Here is a 21126-nt window from a genome sequence, read left to right as displayed (position 1 = left end):
TCGAGACCGACAGGGGACCTGGCCGGCGCATCATTCGTCGGGCTGCAACACCTTGAACATGCTTGCATTGCGCAAGGACACCCCGCGCACGACCACCTCCTGCTCGGCCTCGATCTCGAAGCCGAATCGCCGAAAGAAGGGCTGCGCGACCAGACTCACGTTCGATCTCAATCTGCGCAGACCGAGGCTTGCGGCGCGCTCCTCGATTCTGCGCATCAGCGCCGAACCCACGCCCTTCCCCGCCGCATGGCCGCTGACAAAGAACTGGTCGATGTATCCATCCGTCTGGACATCGGCATAGCCCGCAATCTGGCCGTCGAGTTCCGCAACGAAGGGCCGATTGCTCCGCATCAGCGCGGTCCACGCGTCCTCCTGCCAGACCTCCGGCGCCCACGCGGCAAGCTGCTCGGGACCGTAATGGGAGCGGGCAATCTCATGGACGGCGGAGCGCATCACCAGCCACAACAAGTGCTCATCGCCCTCGCAGAACTCCCGAATCACGATCGCATCGCGTCGTGAGTGCCCGGAAGCGCCCGCTCGGCGCGCCGACCGCCCCACCCGGAACGAAGTGCGTGTCCGGCTGCGCTCCAGCCAGCCGAACGCCTGCTCGAGCCTTGCCCGGGCATCGCGCTCGATGACCTGATCGTGCGCCAGGACGATGCGCCGGACATCGAGCGTCCGCAGCCCGTTCACGCTGCCTGCCAATGCCGCCTTGTCCTTGACCAGGAGCCGGATCGTGTGTGCCATCGCCAGGCGGTCATGAACACCGAACAGCCGCGCGGCGAGGCGAGTCAGCGCGGCGTTGTCCGCACCGAAACAGCACAGGAGATCGGTGAGGATGAGCGTCCCGCTCGGCCGGTGGAGCCACACCGTCTCGTTCAGGACCGGCACCCCCTCGATGAAGGTCGCCCGCAGTTCCGGCGCCCACTCGGGGGCCGCAGGCGCCCCGAGCACGGGGAAGCCCGCGAGCTCCGGACGCTTGCTCGCGAGGCCGCGGGCGACGACGCCGGTGGCGTGCGGGAAGGCCTGCATGAATGGCAGGAAGAACCGATGGTGCGCCTTGTTGGGTGCCACCACGAAGCGTACCGGGCCGATCGCCGTCAGTGCGGCAACCAGTTCGGGCGTGGGCGTGATCGGCGAATGAATCCACAGCGCGCCATCGTGCAGGCGGACCACCGTCATCCGCGTACGAATCACCAGCGGCCCGAGCTTGAGGGCCTGCTGGGCGTGCCAGATCTGGCCGGGAACAAGAGTCTGCAGGGTCATATCATCGTATCGACGCATGCGGGACGATCCGGTCCACCGAAGGTCGGCATCGGCAACGCGCCATCATCGCCTGGCGTAACTCCAGGCCATGACGGGCTACCCGGCCTAGCGGGCTTCGGTCATTCTCGGGTCGCCGACCACCTTCAGGACGCGTGCCAGCAGATCCTTGTCGATGTCGCCCACCCCGCTCTTGTAGACCTTGTCGACTGCGGTCCGCCATGCCGCCTTCTCGTCGGCGCTCAGTTCGATGATCTGGGTCTGTCCGGTTGCCTTGACCGCCTCCAGCGCCGCTGCATTGCCCTGCTGTGCGACCTGGTTTGCGTAGATGCTCGCATCACGCATTGCACCCTCCAGCGTGGTGCGTATTTCCGCCGGCAGCCCGCTCCAGAACTTCTTGTGCACGATGACCGCATAGCCGATGTAACCGTGATCCGACACGGTCAGATACTTCTGTGCGCGGTGCAGGTTCTGGGTGTAGAAATTCGAAACCGGACCTTCGGTCCCATCCACCACGCCGGCCTTGAGTGAGCTGTAGACCTCGCTGAATTCGAGCGGACGCGGCCGCGCGCCCAGCGCTTTCATCGTCGAATCGAGCACATCGGAGGGCTGGATGCGAACTTTCAATCCCTCGAGATCCTTGAGCGTCCGGATCGGCTTGTTCGCACTCAGCTGCTTGAACCCGTTGTCCCAGAACGCCAGTCCCACCAGCCCGCTCTTGTCCAGCTTGGCAAGCATGCCCTTGCCGATATCGCCCTCGGTCACCCGGTGCACCGCCGCCAGGTCCGGGAACAGGTAAGGAAGATCGAACAACTCGAAATCGGTGATCCGCAGCACCCTGAATTTGGACAGCGAGGGCGCCAGCATCTCGACGTGTCCGGCCAGAAGCGCCGCCATCTCGTCCTTGTCGCCATACAAACGACTGTTCGGGAACACGTCGACGCGCACTTTCCCGCCGGTTCGCTCGGCGGCAAGCTCGGCAAACTTCAGCGCCGCCTTGCCTTTGGGGGCGTCGGCGGATACCACGTGGCTGAAACGAATCACGATCGGCTCTTGCGCAACTGCGGCGCCAATCGTCACCACCGAAATGAGGGCAGCTAACACATACCGCAACGCTCGCATGATCGTCTCCCCTGTCGTTGTCGAGCGGAACCGCAGCGCGACCCGGTCGTACGAGCACGCACTGCCGAGCCTTCAGCTTAGTAGACCGGGATCGAAATTCAATATGGGTCAGAAGTCCGTTGGAGAGGGCTTAGCCCGCGCTGAGCGGGACGCGCAGGAGCGGTGCGCCACCGTCGATGTCGAAGCGCCCTCCCTCCGTCATCGCAGCGGCCACGCGCGCGAGGGTGCAGCAACGGCAGACGAGATACGGTCAGAAGTGGCGGAGGGCATGCGTTGCGCAGCCTCACGTCATGGTGAGCGGCGGCGTCAGCCTTCTGCTCTACCAACCTGGTGCCCATCCGCCTTGAACGCTTCGTGGAAAGCGACGATGCCCTGCGGAGTACTTCCGTCGAAAGACAGTGCGAGGAAGACTTCCGGTGGCACTCCCAAATGGACCAGTTCCGGAATGTTGTCGAACCCGAACTTCCTGTAGTAGCCCGGATGCCCAACGAGACAGCAGCCCTTCGCACCCAGGCTCTTCAACCGCGACAACCCTTCCTGCATCAGAGCTTTGCCAATCCCGCTGCGCTGCCATTCCGGAAGTACGGAAAGCGGACCAAGTCCATACCAGTCCTTGGTGCCATCCGAAATGGCGACCGGTGAAAACGCAATATGCCCCACCACACGGCCATCCACTTCCGCAATCAACGACAGGCTCAGGACCCCTGCTGAGCGCAGCGCCTCGATGATGAACTGTTCGGTGTGGTGGCTGATCTCCATGCTTGCAAAGGCCGCGACAGTCACCTCGGTGATCACGTCGACATCGGCCTTGGTCTCGCTTCTGATTACGATCTTCTGTGTCGTCATCGCGTTCTCATTTCATGGTGTTGTCGGGCCAACGCCCTGCATGCGTTTGTGATGCAGGAACCGCCCGATCCGGTGCCCTGGATCGTCAGGCATTACTTCCACGTATTGGCCTCCTGCTCGAAGCCGCCCCGATATGGACTGCCAACACAGAATCGGTGTCCGCTCGGGGCTTGCATGACGACCCATTGATCCTTGCGCGCCACGATGGTTGCACCCAGCTTTTCGAGGCGGGAAACCTCTGCCTCGATTGCGTCGGCCTCAATGTCAAGGTGCGCCCGTGGCTCATGATCGACCCGTTGAATGATGACCTGGACGTCACCGGGTTTTGTTTCAAGCTGAATGAATCTGCCGGTTACGTCGATATCTTTCGGCAAAGGGCAGCCCAGCGCAGCAGCCCAAAATCGGGCTTCTGATAGCAAGTCGTCCGTTCGACAGTCGATGACAATATTTCCGAGCCTGCTCTTGTGCATCGATTCGTCCCCCCATGTCCAGGGCCCGGGTTTGAGGCGGACCTGGAGCCGCGATGCGGCTGAAAGGCCGTCCCAGCGCCGAAACGGCGACAACAGCCGTTTGTCAAATGCCGTAATCGCGCTCAACTCTTGAAATTCGTGTCTTGAATGAGGAATACCATTTCTCGCGCCCAAGCTTCTGGGCCTCCTGATGCTCGAGGTTTGCCTTCCACTTTCTTATCGACCCAAGGTCTGACCAGTACGAAACGGTAATACCCACGTCTTCCCTCGCAGATTCCACCCCAAGGAATCCCGGCTGCGTTGAGGCCAGCTCAAGCATCCTGGCTGCCATTTCTCCATAACCGTCATCACCTTCAGTACGGAGTGACGTGAAGATGACTGCGTAATAGGGTGGTTCTGGCGTTCTGGCTATGAGGGACACCGGGACTCCTTTGGCATTTGACGTTTTAGTTCACGGCGAAGTGAGCGTGGCCAACAGTGACGCCTCACCCCGGTCGCTGAATACGATGGCGCGGGAATCCCGTGCCCGTTTCGCCCAGCCGAGTTCCTGAATTCGTGCAAGGAGCGCAGCCCCGAGCGCGCCTGCCAGGTGATGCCTGCGCTCGCTCCAATCGAGACATGCCCGACAGAACGACCGCCTTGAACAAGCGACCGCGTCTGTATCGATGCCCAATCGGCGAAACCATACCCGCCCATGTTCAGTGAGCCAGAGCCCTTCCTGGCGTGTTTCGAGCACGCCCTGTCGGAGCATCTCGTCGTACGCCAGAACCCCCAGCTCGCCGGCAAGGTGGTCGTAACAGATGCGCGCCTTGCGCAGGGCAGGGTCGCGCGGGCCGGTCCGCGGGCGGACAGCTTCGCTTCGGACCGCCATGTCCATCAGCGACTCCAGGACTTGCGCTACATCCTGCCCGGCAAGCCGGAAGTAGCGGTGACGCCCCTGCCGATCGACCTTGAGCAGCCCTGCTTCCAGCAGCTTGCCAAGGTGAAAGCTGATGGTCTGCTTCGTGACACCGGCCATGTCCGCCAGTTCGGTCGCGGTCAGCGCGCCGCCCGACATCAGCGCGGAGAGGACCTCCGCCCGAGCGTTATCGCCGATAAGCGCCGCGACGCGCACGATGTTGGGACTTTCACTCATGGTTCGATCCTAGTCGAACCACCCGTGATCGGCAAAGCGCTACCGTGATCACTACCCGTTCGAAGGAGATAAGCACATGGGCATCACCTGCGTTATCCGTTACGAGATCGATCCGTTCCAGCGCGATGCATTCGGTGAATACGCCGAAAACTGGGGTCGCATCATCCCGAGGTGCGGCGGTCACCTGTTGGGCTATTTCCTCCCCTACGAGGGGACGAACAATGTCGCCTGGGGCCTCATCACGTTCGACAGTCTGGCTGCCTACGAGGCCTATCGTGCCCGATTGAAGTCCGACAAGGACGGCTGCCAGAACTTCACCATGGCCCAGGAGCGCCGGTTCATCCTCAAGGAGGAGCGCACCTTCGTGGAGGTGGTGGACGGCACGCTCGGAATGGCACCTTTGCCAGTGGGGGGCCGGTCATGATCGCGGTAATCTTCGAGGCACTGCCGCATGCGGAGCGGAGACAGGACTACCTCGACGCCGCAAGCGCGCTGCGCCCGCACCTGGAGAACGTCGACGGCTTCCTGTCGATAGAACGCTTCGAAAGCCTCACCAATCCGGGAAAAATCCTTTCGCTCTCGTTCTGGAGGGATGAAGACGCCGTGAGGCAATGGCGGAACTTCGAACCCCACCGGTCCATCCAGAAGGCCGGCCGACAGGCCATCTTTGCAGACTACCGACTCCGCGTCGCCACGGTCATCCGCGACTACGGCCTGAACGACCGGGGCGAGGCACCCGGGGACTCGCGTCAGGTGCACTCATCGTAGCCGGAGTGGGGCCCGCCCAAGGTTTGAATTCACCGGCCTTGCGCGGTTTGATGCTCAAGGCCGGTGGAATGAATTGCCAATCTCTTGCCCTGCCAACGAGGCCAGGCATTGCACCTGCCAAGCAAACTCTGGCTCGAAGGACTCTCGGTCAGCCACGGCAGCGTAGCCGCCTTGACCGTAGACCGTGGCGTAAGCGGCGTACTCGGCGGCCGGCAGCGCTCTGCCCGCAAGAGCGTTAGCGACGGCGTAGGTCGCAGAGACCGCTGCATGACCGCAGCCGTCGATGGATTTCGAACCTTGGTGATGATTGGCCAAGCGAGCAGCTTCGGCGGCAAGTTGTTCGAGGTCTGCGTGACCCAGCGAGCCGCTCAGATACCGGCCGAGAGCAAGCAGGCACTCGGCAACTTCCGGCTCCTCGAGCAAGTGCTTTACACGGAGCACACAGGCGTACCCGAACTCCAGGCGCAGACGCTCGTTAGCTGGCGCGTGCAACTCAACCTGCTTGGCGAGACGGTCGAGGGCTTCATTCACGTGGATCTCCTCGAAGGTGGCTTCCGAGGCCGGACCCTGCAGTTACGTGATGTATCGTCACCGGCGCTGCTCGCACGAAATTCACACCCGCAGCAAGCCTCGGAAGCCTCTGGCAGCGTAGTACGACTGCACACCGTTGTGATAGACGAACACCCTTCCATAGCGTCGATCGCAAAAAAGGGCGCCGCCGAGTTCCCTTACGTCAGATGGCGTCTTGATCCAACTCGAAGTCTTCGTATCAAACTCGCCCATCTTCTGCAGCTCTCTGTACTGCCCCTCCGTCAACAGTTCGATGCCCATCGCACAAGCCATTTCGACCGCACTGCTCTCAGGTTTGTTTTCCTTCCGTGACGCTCGCGCTTCAGCGTCATAACAGGTACTTCTGCGTCCTGCGGGACTTTCCGGGGAGCAGTCACTGAACACGAAGTAGTCGGCATGTGCAGCCAAAGCGATGACGTCAGGCTCGCCACCCGTGGCTTCCATCGCCTGTAGCGACCTCAATGCACCGGGACTATTTTCGAGTTTGGCGTGCACGTCTTCCCACGCGATATCCGCATGTCGGTGCATGTTGTTCTGGAAACGAGACTTCAGGGTGTCGAGCAACTGCTCGCGTTCTGTCGCCTTCATGTCATCACCGTGTGCTCACAGGAGATAGCGTGCTCAATGCCGCCCAAAGTTTGGCTTGAGGGCCGCGGAACCGGCCTGCCGGCTGGTGGATGACGCTCTGGACGTTGACATGATCAGCCTGATTTAGCCGTTCTTCTCAACGATACCCGTTTGGATGCCGTCGATGCTCAGTTGATTCTTGTCGTGCCAGTACTTCGTGATGCCGACTTCACCCTGTTTGATAGCCCAGTTACGCAGTTGCTCCCTGTCGCCATCGTACGAGTACAAGGGAACGCCCATGCCGCATGATGTCTGAACCATATCGACGCGCATGTCGAAAATCTGACGCGTTCCAGGTAGCGGTTCAAAGTGGCGATGAAGTTCATTCCACTCCGCATCGGTTCTGTGGATGGCCTTCGCTGTTCCGTACAGGCGAAGAATTTGAGGGGCTCCCGCAAATGAGCAGAACATGATTGTCATTCTGGGAAGTACTTGAACATGAGCCGAGGTTTCGTTACCGCTCCCGGTCACGTTGAGCCAAGCAATCCTGTTACTGCCCAGTACTCTGAATGAGTTCATGCCCTTTGGCGAAACGTTCACGCGACTATCGGCGGTCGCCGTTCCGACAAAGAAGATCTTTTGCTCGGCGATGAAGCTGATATGTTTCTCGGAAAGACTTTCGTACTGTTGCGACATAAATACTTCCTGAAAGGCCGGATCGGGATCGGGGCAAGCATCACGGCCCGACCCCTCCCACACCACCGGACATACGGGTCATGTGTCCGGCGGTTCGATGAATAGCGGTTAATCTCGCGCTGCCAGTTCAGGCAGCCACTTGGTCGGGAAGGTACGGCGTGGCAATCCCGGCGTCAATGCTGGCGTCCTGCCGATACGCCACGGACCATTCGCCCGCTTGCTGGTGTTCCATGCTTCGCGGCCAATGCCCGACCGTCACCGCCAGCGAACGCCCGGACGCGATGGGCACGCCGAGCCGGTACGACGGAGCTTGTCGCTCAATTACGCGGCCTCCAGACGGAAGGATCAGGCCACGCGCGCCACGATGCCATAGCGCCCCTTGTCTCGACCGTCGGTGGGGGGATTGATGAACTCCGCATGCTCGAGCACGGTACCCAGCGTATTCAGGATGGAAACGACCGCCTCCGGCGTGTGTGAGTCGTAAAAGAAGGGCTGACCATACATGGTGTCCGTGAACGGCGGGTGATCCGATCCGCCAACCGATAGCATCAATCGGGCGCCAGACCGCAGGCGGCGTACGACCCGTCGAAGGATGGCCTCGTGATGCTCGCGCGGGACATGGAACAAGGAGTCCCAGATCACGGCACCGTCGTAGTCTTCGTCCGGCTCGAACGACTCCATCTGCGCGTGCAGCCAGCGGCCTTCCGGCAGTCGTTGCCTTGCGAGTGCGAGCAAGTCTTCAGCTTGGTCGACACCGGTAACTGAGAAACCCTGCTGCAGAAGAAACTCCGCAACGGGGCGACCCGTGCCACAGCCCAGGTCCAGGACCTTGGCGGAAGGCTGCATGTCACTGACCAGGCGGTCGAGAAAAGCAGGTTCGTGGCGAAAGAGCGCGGTGCGAACTGCGTCCCAGTCTCTGACAATGGCGTTGTAGCTGCGGCGATTCACGTGTGTGAACCACGTAAACGCACGGAGCATTGGACCAAGGGTCGCAGCCGACGCGGTTGCAGGTTCAGCCATGGCAGTTCTCCAAGGATGGTTGCGCTTGCGAAGCCTGCCGATATCGCACTGAACACACGGCCAGCCCGTTTCTTCACCCTGCCAGGCGTCACTTCGGTTTCCACCCGGTGACAAGGGCCTGAAGCCAAGCGTTGTAGAGCTGCATTGGCCCTGCGCTCATGAACTCTGCGGCTACTGCCGGGTTGTTGAACTCAGGCATCTTGACCGCAGTGACGTTGGCAAGATCCTGCATTGCTCTCACATCGGCAGGACGGACCGAAACCCGGCGTGCTTCAGCGAGCAGTTCGTCCAGACGCCCACGAGCGGTGACCGGATCAAGGGCTTCGTAAAGGTGGAGATACTCTTGTGTTGCCTTGGCACGAAGTGCGCGCTTTGTGAATGGCCAGAGCACGGCTCGTCCGATGACACCATGAGCCAAGCCCAGTTCCCAAGGCATCCATCGCGATGTGACCGCATCTTCCGAGAAGGCGAAGATCAGCAGACGACACTGTCGAAGCTTGGTCACCAAGCGGTCAGCAAGGTCCAAGTTCGGGAGCTGCGACAGAGCGTTGTCCTGGAAGTCCACGTAGACCGACACCTCCCACTTCTCAAGCTTGGCTGCGAGAGTCCGGGCGCGCGCTTCGTCGCGGTGCGAGTGCGAGATGAAAACATCGAACACTTTCCCCCTCCTATGAGCGTCAGTGGGTGCTACTCGTGACACCTATCGTTTGACCTGAGAGGCGGCGCAAGGACGTAGACCTTGTGACGTCCTCTCGATGGACTACAAAGGGATTTGCCACTTCCGCCGGTGGCCTGTTCGGCCCGGCATCGAAGCGCCAAGATTGAACTGCTGAAGTTCAAGCTGGCGAAGCGAAAGGGGAAGTCCCAATGAATGCTACGACGGTCGGGGTGGATCTGGCAAAGAACGTGTTCGTGGCCTGCATGGGCGATGTGGTGCGTCGCGTGCCGAGGCCCGGCAGCAGCGGCTCGCCTGGCACAGCCTGCGCCTCGACTGGATCGAGGAGCGCACAGCACTCCTGAATCGCATCCGCGGCGTGCCCGCCGAGTTCGGCATGGGAAGTCCCTTGGGGAAGGGTTAGGCATCGCCGCGCCTCGTGCCGCGAACAGCCCAAGCCCTCGCCCTCAGCGCAATGGCTCCGCCCGATGCTGTCGGGAATGCCGATCTCAGCTTGTCTCTCAGGTTGGCGCGTTGTTCTTCGGGAAGTGACATCGCATAGGCTGGCGCGGGCCCCTGTCCGCCGAGAAATGGACGCCAGTAGTCGTCGAAGTCGGCGAACTCCGCTATTACGTCGAGTGGGCCAGTTTCCACCTCCGTGAGTCCGGCGTCCTCGAAGGCCGCTTTCAGCGCGGATGGCGCGCACATCGGGAAGCGCGTCCCTTCGTGGAGTCGAGCGGCCGCTGGATCAAGGGACGCAGCGGCGTCCCAGAAGTGCCTGATGATCTCCATTCCATCGGAGTAGTCCCAGACATAGGCGGCGACGGTTCCGCCGTTGGCAGCGACCCGCTTCATCTCCGAGAGGGCGGCCGGCAAAGCGGGAACGAAGTTCAGTACAAGCCCCGAGACGACGACGTCGCATGCTCCGTCATCCAGCGGGAGCGCTGCCGCATGTCCACCGAGGAAGCATGCTTTGCCGGCGAGATTCCGGGCCGCCAGTTTGAGGAACCCCTCCGACGGATCGACGCCCACGACACTGCTTGGGGTGCAGTGATCGAGGATTGCTGCGGTCAGCGCGCCCGTGCCGCAGCCGACATCCGACCACCGCTTGCCGGCGGGCTGATCCAGCCACGCCAGGAAGAGCGGGGCAATCCTGCGACTCCAGCGGCCGATGTACTGCTCATACGGGTTGCCGCGTTCCCACGTATCGGAGACATAAGTTGTGTTCATCGCTTGCTACCTCCGCGGACACGACTTGCGATGCCCAACGTTGGAATTCACCGGCCTGCGTGGCTCATCAATCGATCATCGGCTGCGGGGCTGTGCGAATTCAAACCAGCACCGCCTCTACCGGACGACGCAGTGAAGAAGGCAGCTTCGGGCCCCGTCCGAAACGAACGACAAGATCGGGCCTCCGCTTTCCGATACCGAGGAAAGTGGCAAACTGCGGCCGCAGCGTCGGCACCTCCACGGGTTGATTGAGCATCGCATTTCGAATGCCCAACGCAGCCGACCGGAGCGCGAAACGCTCGTAGCAACGTCCCACTTCCACCCACTGGGCCGGGCCCGGGGTGTCCGAGACGAATATCGCGATGCCGGCCGAACTTCGCACGTGTTTCGCGTACTTGTCGTTCTCGCTCTTCGGGGTAAAGAACAAGCCGAAGAGCAGGCTGCCCAGCCATGTCGGCGAAGGCGGATTGCCGGTAGATGCCGCGAATAGCCCGTCGCCCGTTCGAACGGCCTCGTCGCTGCTGAAGCGGATCCATTTCTTCAATTCCTCAACAAAGGCCTGATCGTTCATCTGGGCGGTATTGCCTTGAACGACATACTCAAGGACCGTCTCCATCGCCTGCCGTTCGGTCAGGAGGATCACCTGAACGCCACTGCCGGAACCCGCCTTCTCAAGCTGTTGGAGTTCCTGCCGGGCGATAGGCTGTCCGTCATACTCGCCGCGAGTGCTCTGACGCTCGGGTATCGCCTGGAACAGCGTCGATGCGACGGGGCTTGTCGGCTCCAACGCCACGCGCAGAATATTGCCCCCTACCGCGTCGAAGGTAGCCTGCCCCTTCAGTCCATTCGCCAGCGCCGCCTCGACCAGGTTTTCGGCAGCACACCCGAGGGAGACGAAAAGGTGGTGATCATCCGGGTCGACGGCGGGACACCGGCGCGACAGGTCCGGCAATATCGAGATGGCGCCGTCTTCAAGGCGAAATTTCCAGCATTGCGTGTTATGGCTAGACGGAGCCAAAGTCGCGTAACGCACGAGCTCATGCAGAAGAGCGGCCTTGTCGCTGGCCGCAAGCTTGCCATGACGCCACGTCCGAGCCGCAACATCTTCGTAAGTGTCTACACGGGACTCCGTTGAGCACGACGGTAAACCTGCCATGACGCCCAGGGAACCCAGCGCGGCAAAGATGAATTCTCTTCGAGAAGACATTGCCCAGTTTCCTTCTCAGTAAGCCCAACGTTCGCGTTAACCGGCTGGCTAAAGCAGAGCGAAGCGGCGCTTTTGCCAGTCCGCGTCGAACGCGTTGTTGGGCAGCCTTGTCATGTGCCTGCTCCGTGTGCAGCGGTATGCGCCTTCGGACGGTAAAGGAGCAAACCCATTGCCGCAAGAGCCGCGAACGATGCGCCCGCAATAAATGCGGCCGAGGCACCGAATATGCTCCACAACGACCCTGCAATGACACTTGCCAGCAAGAGCGCACCCCCGCTCACCAAATTAAATATTCCGAAGGCCGTACCGCGAAGCTCAACAGGTGCAGTATCGGCCACAAGTTTTGAGAGCAACCCCTGCGTGAGTGCCATGTGCAGTCCCCAGAACGCCGCGCCCAGGAATGCGATCCATGGTGATGTGGCCATCGCCAGCACGACATCGGCGGCAACCAACACCCCAAGCCCGCGCACCAAAAGCGTTCGTGCCGAAATTCGGTCAGCCGCAGCGCCCGCCGGATAGGCAAATACAGCGTAGACAACATTCATCACGACCATGATCAAGGGCACGTAGCCGATAGCGAGCCCGACATCCTGCGCGCGGAGGATCAGGAATGCCTCACTGAAGCGAGCGAGGGTCAAGACTGCTCCGAGCGCGACGATGAGCCAGTAACGCAGGGACAGACGTTTGGCATCGGTTAACGTCATATGATTTTTGGGGGCCGGGGTATGTTCCGAAGATTCGGGTTCGCGCACCGCAACGATCAGCAACAGCACCGCGAGGAACGCCGGCACGACCGCTACCCACAACACGGATTTGATGTCGTTCGCGAGCCAAATCATGCACACCACCGCGAGCAACGGTCCGAGAAAAGCTCCGACGGAATCAAGGGATTGGCGCAGGCCGTAGGCCGCGCCCCGAAGCTGCGGCGGCACGATATCGGCAACCAATGCGTCGCGTGGTGCGCCACGAATACCTTTACCGATACGATCGACGAAGCGTGCGCCGAACACCCACTCAATCGTTGTCGCAAGCGGAAATACCGGTTTGGCAATGGCTCCCAGCCCGTACCCAAGCACGACGAGAAACTTGCGTTTCCTGAAGTAATCGCTGGTTGCTCCCGAGAACACCTTTGTAATTGCAGCAGTTGCTTCGGCAATGCCTTCGATGATTCCAATCGTAACCATGGATGCGCCGAGCACGGTGGCCATGAATATCGGCAAGAGGCTATGGACCAGCTCGGACGAGATGTCCATAAACATCGAGCCGAACCCAAGCACCCAGATACCTTTCGGCAAGGTACGATAGATGCCCTTGGTGGTAGCCGGCGACTCAGGATTACTTGGTTGTGAGGAAGTCATGAGTATTGCCCTTGCCGGGCTGCCCAACGTTTGAGATCAGGTCGCCCGTCAGGGCCGTCGCGCCTGCAGTGAATTGTTAGCGGCCAACACTTTGCGCATGAACGTGGACGAAGCTGGACACAGATCTGAGAACCGGGCTGTTGCCGCTATGACAGCCGGAGCCTCAGACCGTGGGACAGTCTCGTAACCAAGCCTGGCAAAGAACTCGGCCGCTGTCGTGGTGAGAAGGTACAGGGTTTTGACGCCCCGCCCCGCTGCCCAGGTCTCGGCGTTAGACACCAAGCTCACCCCCAACCCAGCCCCAAGGGACTTCCCACTTCCGCCGGCGGCCTGTTCGGCCCGGCATCGAAGTGGCCAGAGGACTGACATTCAGCCTCTCCGGGCGGGCAACGGTGGACGATTCTTGCGGTAGGAGTTCTTGACAGCGATCTTGCCATCTCGAAACGTGAACAGATCACAACCATTGACTTCAAGGCGGCTGCCGTCGGTTCTTGTTCCCGTGAACGTCCATTCGGAGACTCCACGGTCGCCATGTATGAGGTGGCGCGCGTTGCTCCAAGTTGCGTCGGGGAAGACTGACCAGACTTCGGCATACGCCGCGCGCACGGCCTCACGGCCAACGTAGTGGGTTCCACATACGTCCGCGCCTGCAGAGGCGTCGAAGACACAGTCGTCAGTCATGAACGACATGAGAGCATCGACGTCATGTCGGTTCCATGCATCGGCAAAGGCCTGCAGGAACTCCGGGGTGATATCAGAAGTCGGTTGGGACATTTCATTCCTCCGTAACACGCTTCCACCGGCAGTGGACATGCCTTGTGTGACGCCTTGTATGTTCAACCTACCGATTCGGTAGAAGAATCGCTAGGTCGAACATACAAGCAATTGTTGAGCGGCGTCACCAAACCTTCCACCATGGCCTCTTTCGTGATGACAACGACGTGTCTCCACTGAACACTTCAAAGCTCCCGTCCTCGAGTTCCGCCTCGTCGTGTTTGAAACCGACTATGCTCCTGGCGGTCTGCAACGCGATTTCAAAGAAGTAGTCCGTATTCTCTCCGCCAGCTTGCTTCTGCTGTTCGGAGAATTCTCGCTCGATTGCCGGATAGCCATCAGGCAACAAACCAGACTTGCTGATGTGGTCGATGCTCTGCTGTGCATCGTGCTCTATTCGCCATACCTGCGCGCCATTTCGCCACAACTCGGAAGTGCAGACCATGACGTGCTCTTCAATGGAGCACGCAATGACTTCGCAGTTGTGTGAGAGCGAAACTAAGGACGTTGGCGCGACGAATTTATGCTCACACCGATTGATGACCAATAGAAACCATCCGCTTGGCAAGAGCCGGCCAGTGAACATCGACTCACCATGGTCGGCCATCTCGCCCGTAGGCGTAAGCCCAAGATCTTGAACTAGTGCTTCAGGTGTCTTTCCTTTGACGGCCAGCCAGGATATTGCGAAGCCCATTTGAAACTCCCCCTATGACGCCCAAGGAGCAAGGTCACCGAACGGCAAAAAGCGAGGCTTTTGGACGGTCTGGTGGACCGATGGGTTGGGCCATAGCAGCCAACTATTCAGCCACACTGGAATCTTCTGTTGGTGAATCAGGCTTGCCACTGACGCTGATCATTACCCACAACGCATCTTGCTTGAGATAGACCTCCGACCACCTGCCTGTTACCCGTATAGGTGCTGCATTCTTCGGTGTTACCGATGCCAAATACGTGTAATGGACGACGCCAACGGTGTGGTCATAGACTTCGATACTCAGCGGGGTGAGCTCGTAATCAGTAACCACGGGCGCATCACCGAGCACCGATTGGACCGCAGCATCACGACCATGGGGCATTGGGCTACTCATGTCCCAACCGACATACCGAGGATGAAGAGTGCCTCGAATCTTTTCAGCGTTGCGCTCGACTGACAACGACCAAAGATCGTTGACTCGCCGCCACAACTCCTGCTCCTCGTGAGAGAGGTTTTTCATGAGGCGATCAGCCATTAAGGTCTCGGCCCGGTAAGACCCAACGCCCGCGCTCACCGGTGGGCCGAGCAACGCGAGGCCCGTCCGCGTGCAGCGCGTTGTTAGGCGACATGACCCATCTCCGAGTCAGCGCGCGCGCCGGTAGTGCATGGCGACCGCGCCGTTGCGGAGCGGCTTCGCCGAGATCAACTCGAGCCGTCGCGTGCTGGGCAGCCCGCTCTCGTACAGGGTCGGGCCGTGGCCGGCGATCCTGGGATGGACGAGCAACTTGTACTCGTCGATCAGATCCAGCCGGTCCAGCTGGGTCGCGAGCTTGCCGCTACCGAGGAGTACGCCGTCCGGGGTCGCGTCCTTGAGCTTCTGTACGCCCGTGCGCAGGTCGTCGGCGATGTGGTGGCTGTTGGTCCACGGGAAGTCCTTTCGCGTCGAGGACACCACGTACTTCGGCTTGGCCTCCAGCTTGACCGCCCACTCGCCCATCGCCGGCGGTGCCTCCGCGTCGCCGCGGGCGACCGCTGGCCAGTAGCTCTCCATCATCTCGTAGGTGACGCGGCCCCACAGCATCGCCCCACTCTCGTCCATGAGGCGGGTGAAGAAGGCGTGTGTCTCGTCGTCGGCGATTCCTTCCTGATGGTCGACGCAGCCGTCCAGGGTGACGTTGATGCTGAAGGTCAAGAGTCCCATGGTGTCCTCCGTTCGAGATACGCGACGAGCCGCTCGCCGTCTGGCTCCAAGGGCACGAGCCCAATTCGCGAGGTACTCACCCTGTGTCACCTCAACGCCTGAATTAAGCCGCGCCGTGAAACGGCGTCCGCTTGAATGACTACAAAGGGACTTCCCACTTCCGCCGGTGGCCTGTTCGGCCCGGCATCGAAGTGCCAAGATTGAATTGCTGAAGTTCAATCTGGAGAAGCGAAAGGGGAAGTCCAAATGAATGCTACGACGGTTGGGGTGGATCTGGCAAAGGACGTGTTCGTGGCCTGCGTGGCCGACACAGTGGTTCGTGTGATCGAGACGCGAGAGTTCAATCGCGCGGGTTTCCTGGCGTGGCTGTCGACGTTGGCGCAGGGCACGCTGCTGGGTTACCTCCAGTGAGGAAGTTTGCCATGGGGTCGGGCCTGCAACCGCCTCGTGGTCCCCGGCGATGCCTAAAGTTTGAGCTGAGCGAGGGATTAGGCCTCAGCATGCACCCATTGCTCGCGACTAGTTCGCGTTACGTGACTGCCAAGCTGAAGCGCTCCAAGTCGGCGCAGCCTCAGTGATAAGTTTGAGAATTTCAGGCGGCAGGTCTCCCGAGCCTGTAAGTTGCCGAATCTCCAAAATGTCGTCCTTCCCAAAGCCAGACGGAGCGCGGAGAGCCCATTGAATCGCCTCCTCAAGAGAGCTCACATCGACGAGATAGAAGCCTCCGACCAATTCCTTCGACTCGGCAAATGGGCCGTCCACAACGTAGCGCTTGCCATTGGCTACCGCGATGCGGGCTCCCGGCGCTGCGGGGTTGAGGCCCTCGGAGGCTACAAGCACTCCGGCCTGATGCATTTCTTCGTTGAAGCGCATGTAGGCCTTAAAGAGTTCCACATCGAAGTCCGACTGTTGTTCCGTCGTCTCATTCTCCGTACTCGACTGCGCCGTGATGATGAACCGCATGGCCTGCTCTCCAAATGTGGGTTGGTCCTGGTAACGCTACGACGAACGAGCGCCCGGAAAATCGACACGTCCACCGCCTTCAAAGGGGATTCGCACTGGAGGACGCAACGTCCTGAGGCCCAACTTTGACGTGAGCGGGCCCCAGAGGCCGCAGGCCGGAACGGGTCCGCTCGATGGGTGGGTTGTGCGTCCCCTTCGACCTATTTCGCCTGTTTAAGCCACTGACCCAATGGCTTGAGAATCTGCGGCTCCCGCGGGCGCTGCAAAAGCGATTCAAGTTTGGCTTCGTAAGCAATACGGTACGGCTTCATCTGGTTCTGTAGAAACGCTTCGACGCTGGATTCGGCCCACCGCTCGTAAATCGTAAAGTGACTCTCATCGTTCGCATCCTGATGCAGATAGCAAGACACAAAGGTATCTTCCTTTGACATCTCTTCGATGATTTCGGTGACGGCGATTTTCCACTCATCGATGCGGTCTGGTTTGACAAAGAGCTTTACATAGAAAACAAGATCGTCCTGGGGCATGGAGAACCTTCCTGGTCAGTATCAACGCGATGCGATGTGATGGGTACTCATCGGGCGCAAAATTGCGCCACCCAACGTTTGTGCGGCGAGGTTGCTCATCTGTGGCCGGATTACCGCCAATTCAAACGAGCACTGCTTGCACTGGACGTCGCAACGATGCAGGCAGCTTCGGGCCGCGCCCGAAACGAACGACGAGATCGGGCCTGTGCTTCCCGACACCAAGGAAAGCGGCAAACTGTGGCCGCAGCGTCGACACCTCCACCGGTTGATTGAGCAACGCATTGCGAATGTCCAACGCAGCGGCCTGGAGTGCGAAGCGCTCGTAGCAACGTCCCACTTCCACCCACTGGGCCGGGCCAGGGGTGTCGGAGACGACTATCGCGAGACCGGCCGAACTGCGCACATGTTTCGCGTACTTGTCGTTCTCGCTGCGCTCCGCAACATTCGCGTAACTGTCTGCGTTGGTTTCCGAAGAGCACGACGGCAAGCCCGCCATTGCGCCGACGGAGACCGCCGCGCCAAGCACGAATTCTCTTCGCGAAGACATGGCTCAATATCCTTCTCAGCAAGCCCAGCGTTGCCGACGAGCCGCGCTTGACGACGACCAAGCGGAGCGGCAGCGAAGGGCGGGAGCAGTCAAGCGTCGGACTCCATCGCCCTTGTTAGCCGCCTGCTTTTCCCGGCGGGTGCACTTCAAACCAGGAAACAATCTGCGGCATGTGTTGCTCAAAATTGCCAGGCACTGAAATATTCAGAACACCAGCACGAACGGCTCCGCGGTTCTCGAAGTCGTGGGTTGCACCACCAGGTGCCAGCACGAAGGAGCCTTTTGGTGCATCCATCCATTCTTCGCCAATAAGAAAGCTCATTGTTCCTTCCAGCACAAAGAACACATCATCTTCGTCGTGGTTGTGGGCACCGGGACCCTTAGTATAGGGTTCGAGCCACCATTCCGATATCGAATAACTTCCGGCGGTTTCGTCGCCGTCTGCCTTGAACAGGGCCGATATTGGACCCATCGAATACGATCGACCTTCTCCGGGGAGCAGGAATCTGGCTTTTCGATCTTCCTGTCTCATTTCATATCCCGTGGTTTTATGAAACAGCTAAGGTTTGACATGAGCGGCGGCTGCAAGTGGGCCAAACCCGCTTGTGGATGTCCCTTGGGGAGGCGTTAGGCCTCGGGTTCGTGGCAAACCACTTCGATGTTGTGCCCGTCCGGACCAATGACGAAAGCTGCATAGTAGTTCGCGTGGTAGTGCGGCCGCAGACCAGGCGCACCATTGTCTTTGCCACCCGCCTCCAGAGCCGCGCGATAGAAAGCTTCGACTTGCTGGCGATTCTCGGCCGTGAACGCGAGGTGAAGATGCGCCGGTTTCTCCTCGGTTTGGAACAGGCACAATGAAGCCTTACCCCCAGGTGGGCTAAGCTCGACACCGTACGTCGGGGGCCCCTCCGAGACAACGTCTACGCCGAGCGGTTCGAGTGCCTTGAGGAAGAACGCTTTACTCGCTGCATAGTCGGTGACTCCGAATTTGACGTGGTCAAACATGAGTTCTCCTGAAGTTTGTGGACCTGCACGAGGCCTACTGTGGAGGTAACCAGCCTGCGCGGCATTTCGCACAGGTCCGGTTGACCGCAGGATTAGGCCGAGGCGGAATTTCAGTGCACAAACTACTCGTCATCGCGCTTCACCGCAGCATCAGTGCGAACACACCCCAGCCCGTGTATTCACGCGTGTAAGCGGCGTAGCGTTCGGGTTCCGAGTTCAGTTTGGCTCGAACATCCTTCGCCAACTCGTCGCCGGGATTGGCTTCAAGCCATCGGCGCATGGTGAGCCATTTGGCCGCCTCGTATCTGTCCCAACTGTCTTGGTTAGCCAGAACCATTTCAACGACGTCATAGCCAAGGTGGCTGAAAGACGCGAGAAGTTCAGGAAGCATGAGAAAGTCAGAGACTGAGTTGGCAAAACACCCCTTGGCAACATCTTCCGTTGGCGGCAATTGCCGCCAGTAGGGTTCGCCGATGAGGATAATCCCTCCAGGGCGCAGGCTCCGCGCCAGAAGCTCGATAGAGCCGACGACTCCCCCGGCTATCCACGTGGCCCCGACACAGGCTGCCACATCGACCTTCTCGTCAGAGACGTAGCCCGCAGCATCCCCATGAATGAACTCGACTTGATTAGCGACGCCGAGTTCTACAGCACGGAGTGTCGCGTGCTCGGTGAACAACTGGCTCATGTCGATGCCGGTGCCGATGATGCCGTGATCGCGTGCCCAGGTGCACAGCATCTCCCCCGAACCGCTGCCGAGGTCGAGCACTCGAGCCCCCGATTCCAGACGCAGCGCCGAGCCGAGAATGGCGAGCTTTTCGGGTGTGAACGGGTTGTGGATACGGTGAGCACTTTCGGTGATGTTGAATATTCGGGGAATGTCCATCGTGAAAGATTTCCTTATGGTAGGGAATAGATCCGGTCAGGGCTTAACCTGCTAGCTCTGGGGCGCAAAGCCAGCTTGCTGGCGAAGCGTCCCTCTGGAGCGGTGGATCAGGCAGCACTCGCGCCGGGCGCAATATCGAAGTGAAGGACGTCTTCACGGACTCCCAGCTTGGTGTACAGGGCGATCGCTGGATCGTCCCCGAGATCGGCTTGAACGAATATGACGTAGATGCCTCGGGCCGTGGCCAGCTTCTTGAGGCGTTCGATCAGGTCGGTGGCCACACCGCGCCGACGATATGCCTCCTCGACCGCGAGGTCATAGATGTAGAACTCCGAGCGAGCCTGCTCGAACTTCGGCAAGACGTAGCCCGCCAACCCGCCGATGACTCTGTTACCAACGAGGGCAACGATGGCGACAAAGGTGTCGCTTTCGAGCAGACGCCGGAGGTAGCGATCATCGGGCTGCTTGCCGCTGTACGTTTGCGCATCGCAGAATTCTCGGCCAAACATGGCGAGCATTGCGCGAGCCGTGGCTACATCGTTCGGGCCAAGGACTCTGACCTCAAAGGTTTCGCCGGGCGATGGAACACTAGCCACTTGTTCTCCTCATGCTGCCTAAAGTTCGACATAAGGGGCGGCTTGCGGCTTGCCCCAAGACGTCCCCTTGGCGGAGGAGTTAGGCCGCTGCTGAGCCTGAGCCACGATTATCACTGCGTGGGTTTGGCCGCCCGCTGACCGCAACCATTAGCCAGCGGTCCTCCTGCTTCAGGTAGACCTCTGTCCAGCCGCCTGTAACCTGCATTGGATTGCCATCCGGGGGTTCGACCGTTGCTTGGTATCGGTAGTGGACGACACCTACTGAGCCCTCATACACACGAATGCTGAGGGGTTCAAGAATGAACGTAATCAGTTTGGGGGAGTCGCCGGTGACTGAATGGACGGCCGCATCTCGGTCATGCGGGAGTGGTGTGCTCATGTCCCAACCGACGTATGCCGGATGGAGCGAATCTCGGATTCGCGTGACGTCCTTCTTTGCCGACAGCTCCCACAGTTCATTGACGCGTTGCCAAAGCTCAAGCTCGGCGGCTGGGTTGGGTGATGGATGTGCGCCAGACATGGTTCGGTGGCCTAACGACGGTGTAGAAAAACCCGATCTCCGGGCATGCGGTTCCTGTCGGCGATAACCGACGATGTCTTGTTCATCATATCCCGGTCCGAATTAGCCTGAGTCCGTCATTCGTTCGTCTTCAGTCGTTGGTGTCTTTCCATCGCAGGCATTGAGAGGCGTATCGCCGGGGTCTATCCCGCTCATTGTGCATACCCGTGGTGAGCCAACTTCTCGATGTTGTGCACCAGGCAGTAGAGCTTCCATTGCCCGTCGACCTTGGCGCGCCCGCGCAATGTAAAGCGATGGAGCCGCTTGTTGTTTCTCAGGTTGCCGAAGACCGGTTCGACGGTGGCAAAGCGCGCGGTGATCATGCGCTTGCCGGTGTCGGAGTCGATCCGTCGTTTCATCTGCTCGGTGTAGCTCTCTTCACTGTCGCGCTTGCCCTGAAAGAAGGCGACCTGGCGCGTCTTGGTCTTGTCGGGGGTGCGCAGGCACTGGTCGCGCAGCGGACACGG

At 60.1% G+C, this 21126-nt stretch carries 30 protein-coding genes; 3 read left to right on the top strand and 27 right to left on the bottom strand.

The genetic code is table 11. From position 1 onward, the window contains the following. Nucleotides 1-30: 30 nt before the first annotated feature. From AC3A35_RS00150 to AC3A35_RS00125, 6 genes are all read right to left on the bottom strand, one after another. Nucleotides 31-1266, bottom strand: coding sequence for a GNAT family N-acetyltransferase (locus tag AC3A35_RS00150; RefSeq protein ID WP_487433762.1), 1236 nt, complete (start codon nt 1264-1266; stop codon nt 31-33). 105 nt (nt 1267-1371) lie between these two features. Next, entirely contained in the window at nt 1372-2307 is a 936-nt protein-coding gene (locus tag AC3A35_RS00145; RefSeq protein WP_487433761.1) for a DctP family TRAP transporter solute-binding subunit, read from the bottom strand. Between the two features lie 384 nt (nt 2308-2691). Beyond that, complete coding sequence (locus AC3A35_RS00140) at nt 2692-3231, bottom strand: GNAT family N-acetyltransferase (RefSeq protein WP_487433760.1); 540 nt, start codon at nt 3229-3231, stop codon at nt 2692-2694. Between the two features lie 92 nt (nt 3232-3323). After that, nucleotides 3324-3827, bottom strand: a complete 504-nt coding sequence (locus AC3A35_RS00135) for a VOC family protein (protein ID WP_487433759.1) — start codon at nt 3825-3827, stop codon at nt 3324-3326. Next, nucleotides 3805-4122: an antibiotic biosynthesis monooxygenase family protein gene (locus tag AC3A35_RS00130; protein ID WP_487433758.1), complete on the bottom strand. Its 318-nt coding sequence runs from the start codon at nt 4120-4122 to the stop codon at nt 3805-3807. The genes AC3A35_RS00135 and AC3A35_RS00130 overlap by 23 nt, the downstream gene beginning before the upstream one ends. Nucleotides 4123-4152: 30 nt before the next feature. Further along, nucleotides 4153-4836: an ArsR/SmtB family transcription factor gene (locus tag AC3A35_RS00125; RefSeq protein ID WP_487433757.1), complete on the bottom strand. Its 684-nt coding sequence runs from the start codon at nt 4834-4836 to the stop codon at nt 4153-4155. A gap of 76 nt (nt 4837-4912) precedes the next feature. On the opposite strand from AC3A35_RS00125, the gene AC3A35_RS00120 reads away from it, so the two are divergent. Further along, nucleotides 4913-5260, top strand: coding sequence for an NIPSNAP family protein (locus AC3A35_RS00120; protein ID WP_487433756.1), 348 nt, complete (start codon nt 4913-4915; stop codon nt 5258-5260). Next, nucleotides 5257-5604, top strand: coding sequence for an antibiotic biosynthesis monooxygenase family protein (locus AC3A35_RS00115; RefSeq protein ID WP_487433755.1), 348 nt, complete (start codon nt 5257-5259; stop codon nt 5602-5604). The genes AC3A35_RS00120 and AC3A35_RS00115 overlap by 4 nt, the downstream gene beginning before the upstream one ends. Nucleotides 5605-5658: 54 nt before the next feature. Here the strand turns inward: AC3A35_RS00115 and AC3A35_RS00110 are convergent, their stop codons facing one another. The 12 genes from AC3A35_RS00110 to AC3A35_RS00055 form a co-directional block, all read right to left on the bottom strand. Next, on the bottom strand, nt 5659-6135 hold the full coding sequence (locus tag AC3A35_RS00110) for a hypothetical protein (protein WP_487433754.1): 477 nt from the start codon (nt 6133-6135) through the stop codon (nt 5659-5661). A gap of 81 nt (nt 6136-6216) precedes the next feature. Further along, nucleotides 6217-6762, bottom strand: coding sequence for a DUF4256 domain-containing protein (locus tag AC3A35_RS00105; protein WP_487433752.1), 546 nt, complete (start codon nt 6760-6762; stop codon nt 6217-6219). A 123-nt stretch (nt 6763-6885) separates the two neighbouring features. Next, nucleotides 6886-7437: a pyridoxamine 5'-phosphate oxidase family protein gene (locus AC3A35_RS00100; protein WP_487433750.1), complete on the bottom strand. Its 552-nt coding sequence runs from the start codon at nt 7435-7437 to the stop codon at nt 6886-6888. 345 nt (nt 7438-7782) lie between these two features. After that, nucleotides 7783-8457: a class I SAM-dependent methyltransferase gene (locus AC3A35_RS00095; protein WP_487433749.1), complete on the bottom strand. Its 675-nt coding sequence runs from the start codon at nt 8455-8457 to the stop codon at nt 7783-7785. A gap of 88 nt (nt 8458-8545) precedes the next feature. Next, nucleotides 8546-9115, bottom strand: coding sequence for a toll/interleukin-1 receptor domain-containing protein (locus AC3A35_RS00090; RefSeq protein ID WP_487433748.1), 570 nt, complete (start codon nt 9113-9115; stop codon nt 8546-8548). Nucleotides 9116-9532: 417 nt separating this feature from the next. Next, nucleotides 9533-10342, bottom strand: coding sequence for a class I SAM-dependent methyltransferase (locus tag AC3A35_RS00085; RefSeq protein ID WP_487433747.1), 810 nt, complete (start codon nt 10340-10342; stop codon nt 9533-9535). 100 nt (nt 10343-10442) lie between these two features. Then, complete coding sequence (locus AC3A35_RS00080) at nt 10443-11549, bottom strand: Acg family FMN-binding oxidoreductase (protein WP_487433746.1); 1107 nt, start codon at nt 11547-11549, stop codon at nt 10443-10445. Nucleotides 11550-11659: 110 nt separating this feature from the next. After that, entirely contained in the window at nt 11660-12907 is a 1248-nt protein-coding gene (locus tag AC3A35_RS00075) for an MFS transporter (RefSeq protein ID WP_487433745.1), read from the bottom strand. A 369-nt stretch (nt 12908-13276) separates the two neighbouring features. Next, entirely contained in the window at nt 13277-13681 is a 405-nt protein-coding gene (locus AC3A35_RS00070; RefSeq protein ID WP_487433744.1) for a nuclear transport factor 2 family protein, read from the bottom strand. A 124-nt stretch (nt 13682-13805) separates the two neighbouring features. Beyond that, nucleotides 13806-14375, bottom strand: coding sequence for a hypothetical protein (locus AC3A35_RS00065; RefSeq protein WP_487433742.1), 570 nt, complete (start codon nt 14373-14375; stop codon nt 13806-13808). A gap of 103 nt (nt 14376-14478) precedes the next feature. Beyond that, on the bottom strand, nt 14479-14910 hold the full coding sequence (locus AC3A35_RS00060; protein ID WP_487433741.1) for a nuclear transport factor 2 family protein: 432 nt from the start codon (nt 14908-14910) through the stop codon (nt 14479-14481). Nucleotides 14911-15018: 108 nt separating this feature from the next. Then, nucleotides 15019-15576, bottom strand: coding sequence for a dihydrofolate reductase family protein (locus AC3A35_RS00055; protein ID WP_487433740.1), 558 nt, complete (start codon nt 15574-15576; stop codon nt 15019-15021). Nucleotides 15577-15822: 246 nt separating this feature from the next. On the opposite strand from AC3A35_RS00055, the gene AC3A35_RS00050 reads away from it, so the two are divergent. Then, a complete protein-coding gene (locus AC3A35_RS00050) occupies nt 15823-15987 on the top strand; it encodes a hypothetical protein (protein ID WP_487433738.1) in 165 nt (54 codons plus the stop codon). A gap of 108 nt (nt 15988-16095) precedes the next feature. On the opposite strand, the gene AC3A35_RS00045 is transcribed toward AC3A35_RS00050, so the two are convergent. The 9 genes from AC3A35_RS00045 to AC3A35_RS00005 all read right to left on the bottom strand — a co-directional run. After that, nucleotides 16096-16539 carry a YciI family protein gene (locus AC3A35_RS00045; RefSeq protein WP_487433736.1) on the bottom strand — a complete coding sequence of 148 codons (444 nt, stop codon included), beginning with the start codon at nt 16537-16539 and terminating at the stop codon, nt 16096-16098. Between the two features lie 200 nt (nt 16540-16739). Beyond that, nucleotides 16740-17066: a putative quinol monooxygenase gene (locus tag AC3A35_RS00040; RefSeq protein WP_487433735.1), complete on the bottom strand. Its 327-nt coding sequence runs from the start codon at nt 17064-17066 to the stop codon at nt 16740-16742. 121 nt (nt 17067-17187) lie between these two features. Further along, nucleotides 17188-17613: a hypothetical protein gene (locus AC3A35_RS00035; RefSeq protein ID WP_487433733.1), complete on the bottom strand. Its 426-nt coding sequence runs from the start codon at nt 17611-17613 to the stop codon at nt 17188-17190. A 115-nt stretch (nt 17614-17728) separates the two neighbouring features. After that, entirely contained in the window at nt 17729-18145 is a 417-nt protein-coding gene (locus AC3A35_RS00030) for a cupin domain-containing protein (protein ID WP_487433732.1), read from the bottom strand. A gap of 95 nt (nt 18146-18240) precedes the next feature. Beyond that, nucleotides 18241-18618: a VOC family protein gene (locus tag AC3A35_RS00025; protein ID WP_487433731.1), complete on the bottom strand. Its 378-nt coding sequence runs from the start codon at nt 18616-18618 to the stop codon at nt 18241-18243. 139 nt (nt 18619-18757) lie between these two features. Then, entirely contained in the window at nt 18758-19504 is a 747-nt protein-coding gene (locus AC3A35_RS00020) for an SAM-dependent methyltransferase (protein ID WP_487433730.1), read from the bottom strand. Nucleotides 19505-19611: 107 nt separating this feature from the next. Continuing rightward, a complete protein-coding gene (locus AC3A35_RS00015; protein ID WP_487433729.1) occupies nt 19612-20100 on the bottom strand; it encodes an AAC(3)-I family aminoglycoside N-acetyltransferase in 489 nt (162 codons plus the stop codon). Nucleotides 20101-20179: 79 nt separating this feature from the next. Next, on the bottom strand, nt 20180-20620 hold the full coding sequence (locus AC3A35_RS00010) for a nuclear transport factor 2 family protein (protein WP_487433728.1): 441 nt from the start codon (nt 20618-20620) through the stop codon (nt 20180-20182). A 191-nt stretch (nt 20621-20811) separates the two neighbouring features. Continuing rightward, nucleotides 20812-21126: transposase (locus AC3A35_RS00005; protein ID WP_487433727.1), on the bottom strand; the 315-nt coding region annotated here is incomplete at its 5' end.

Source organism: Azoarcus sp. Soil_N_20 (assembly GCF_057656155.1).
Note: the sequence above shows the minus strand (reverse complement) of the source record. Positions and strands in the feature narration are given on the sequence as shown.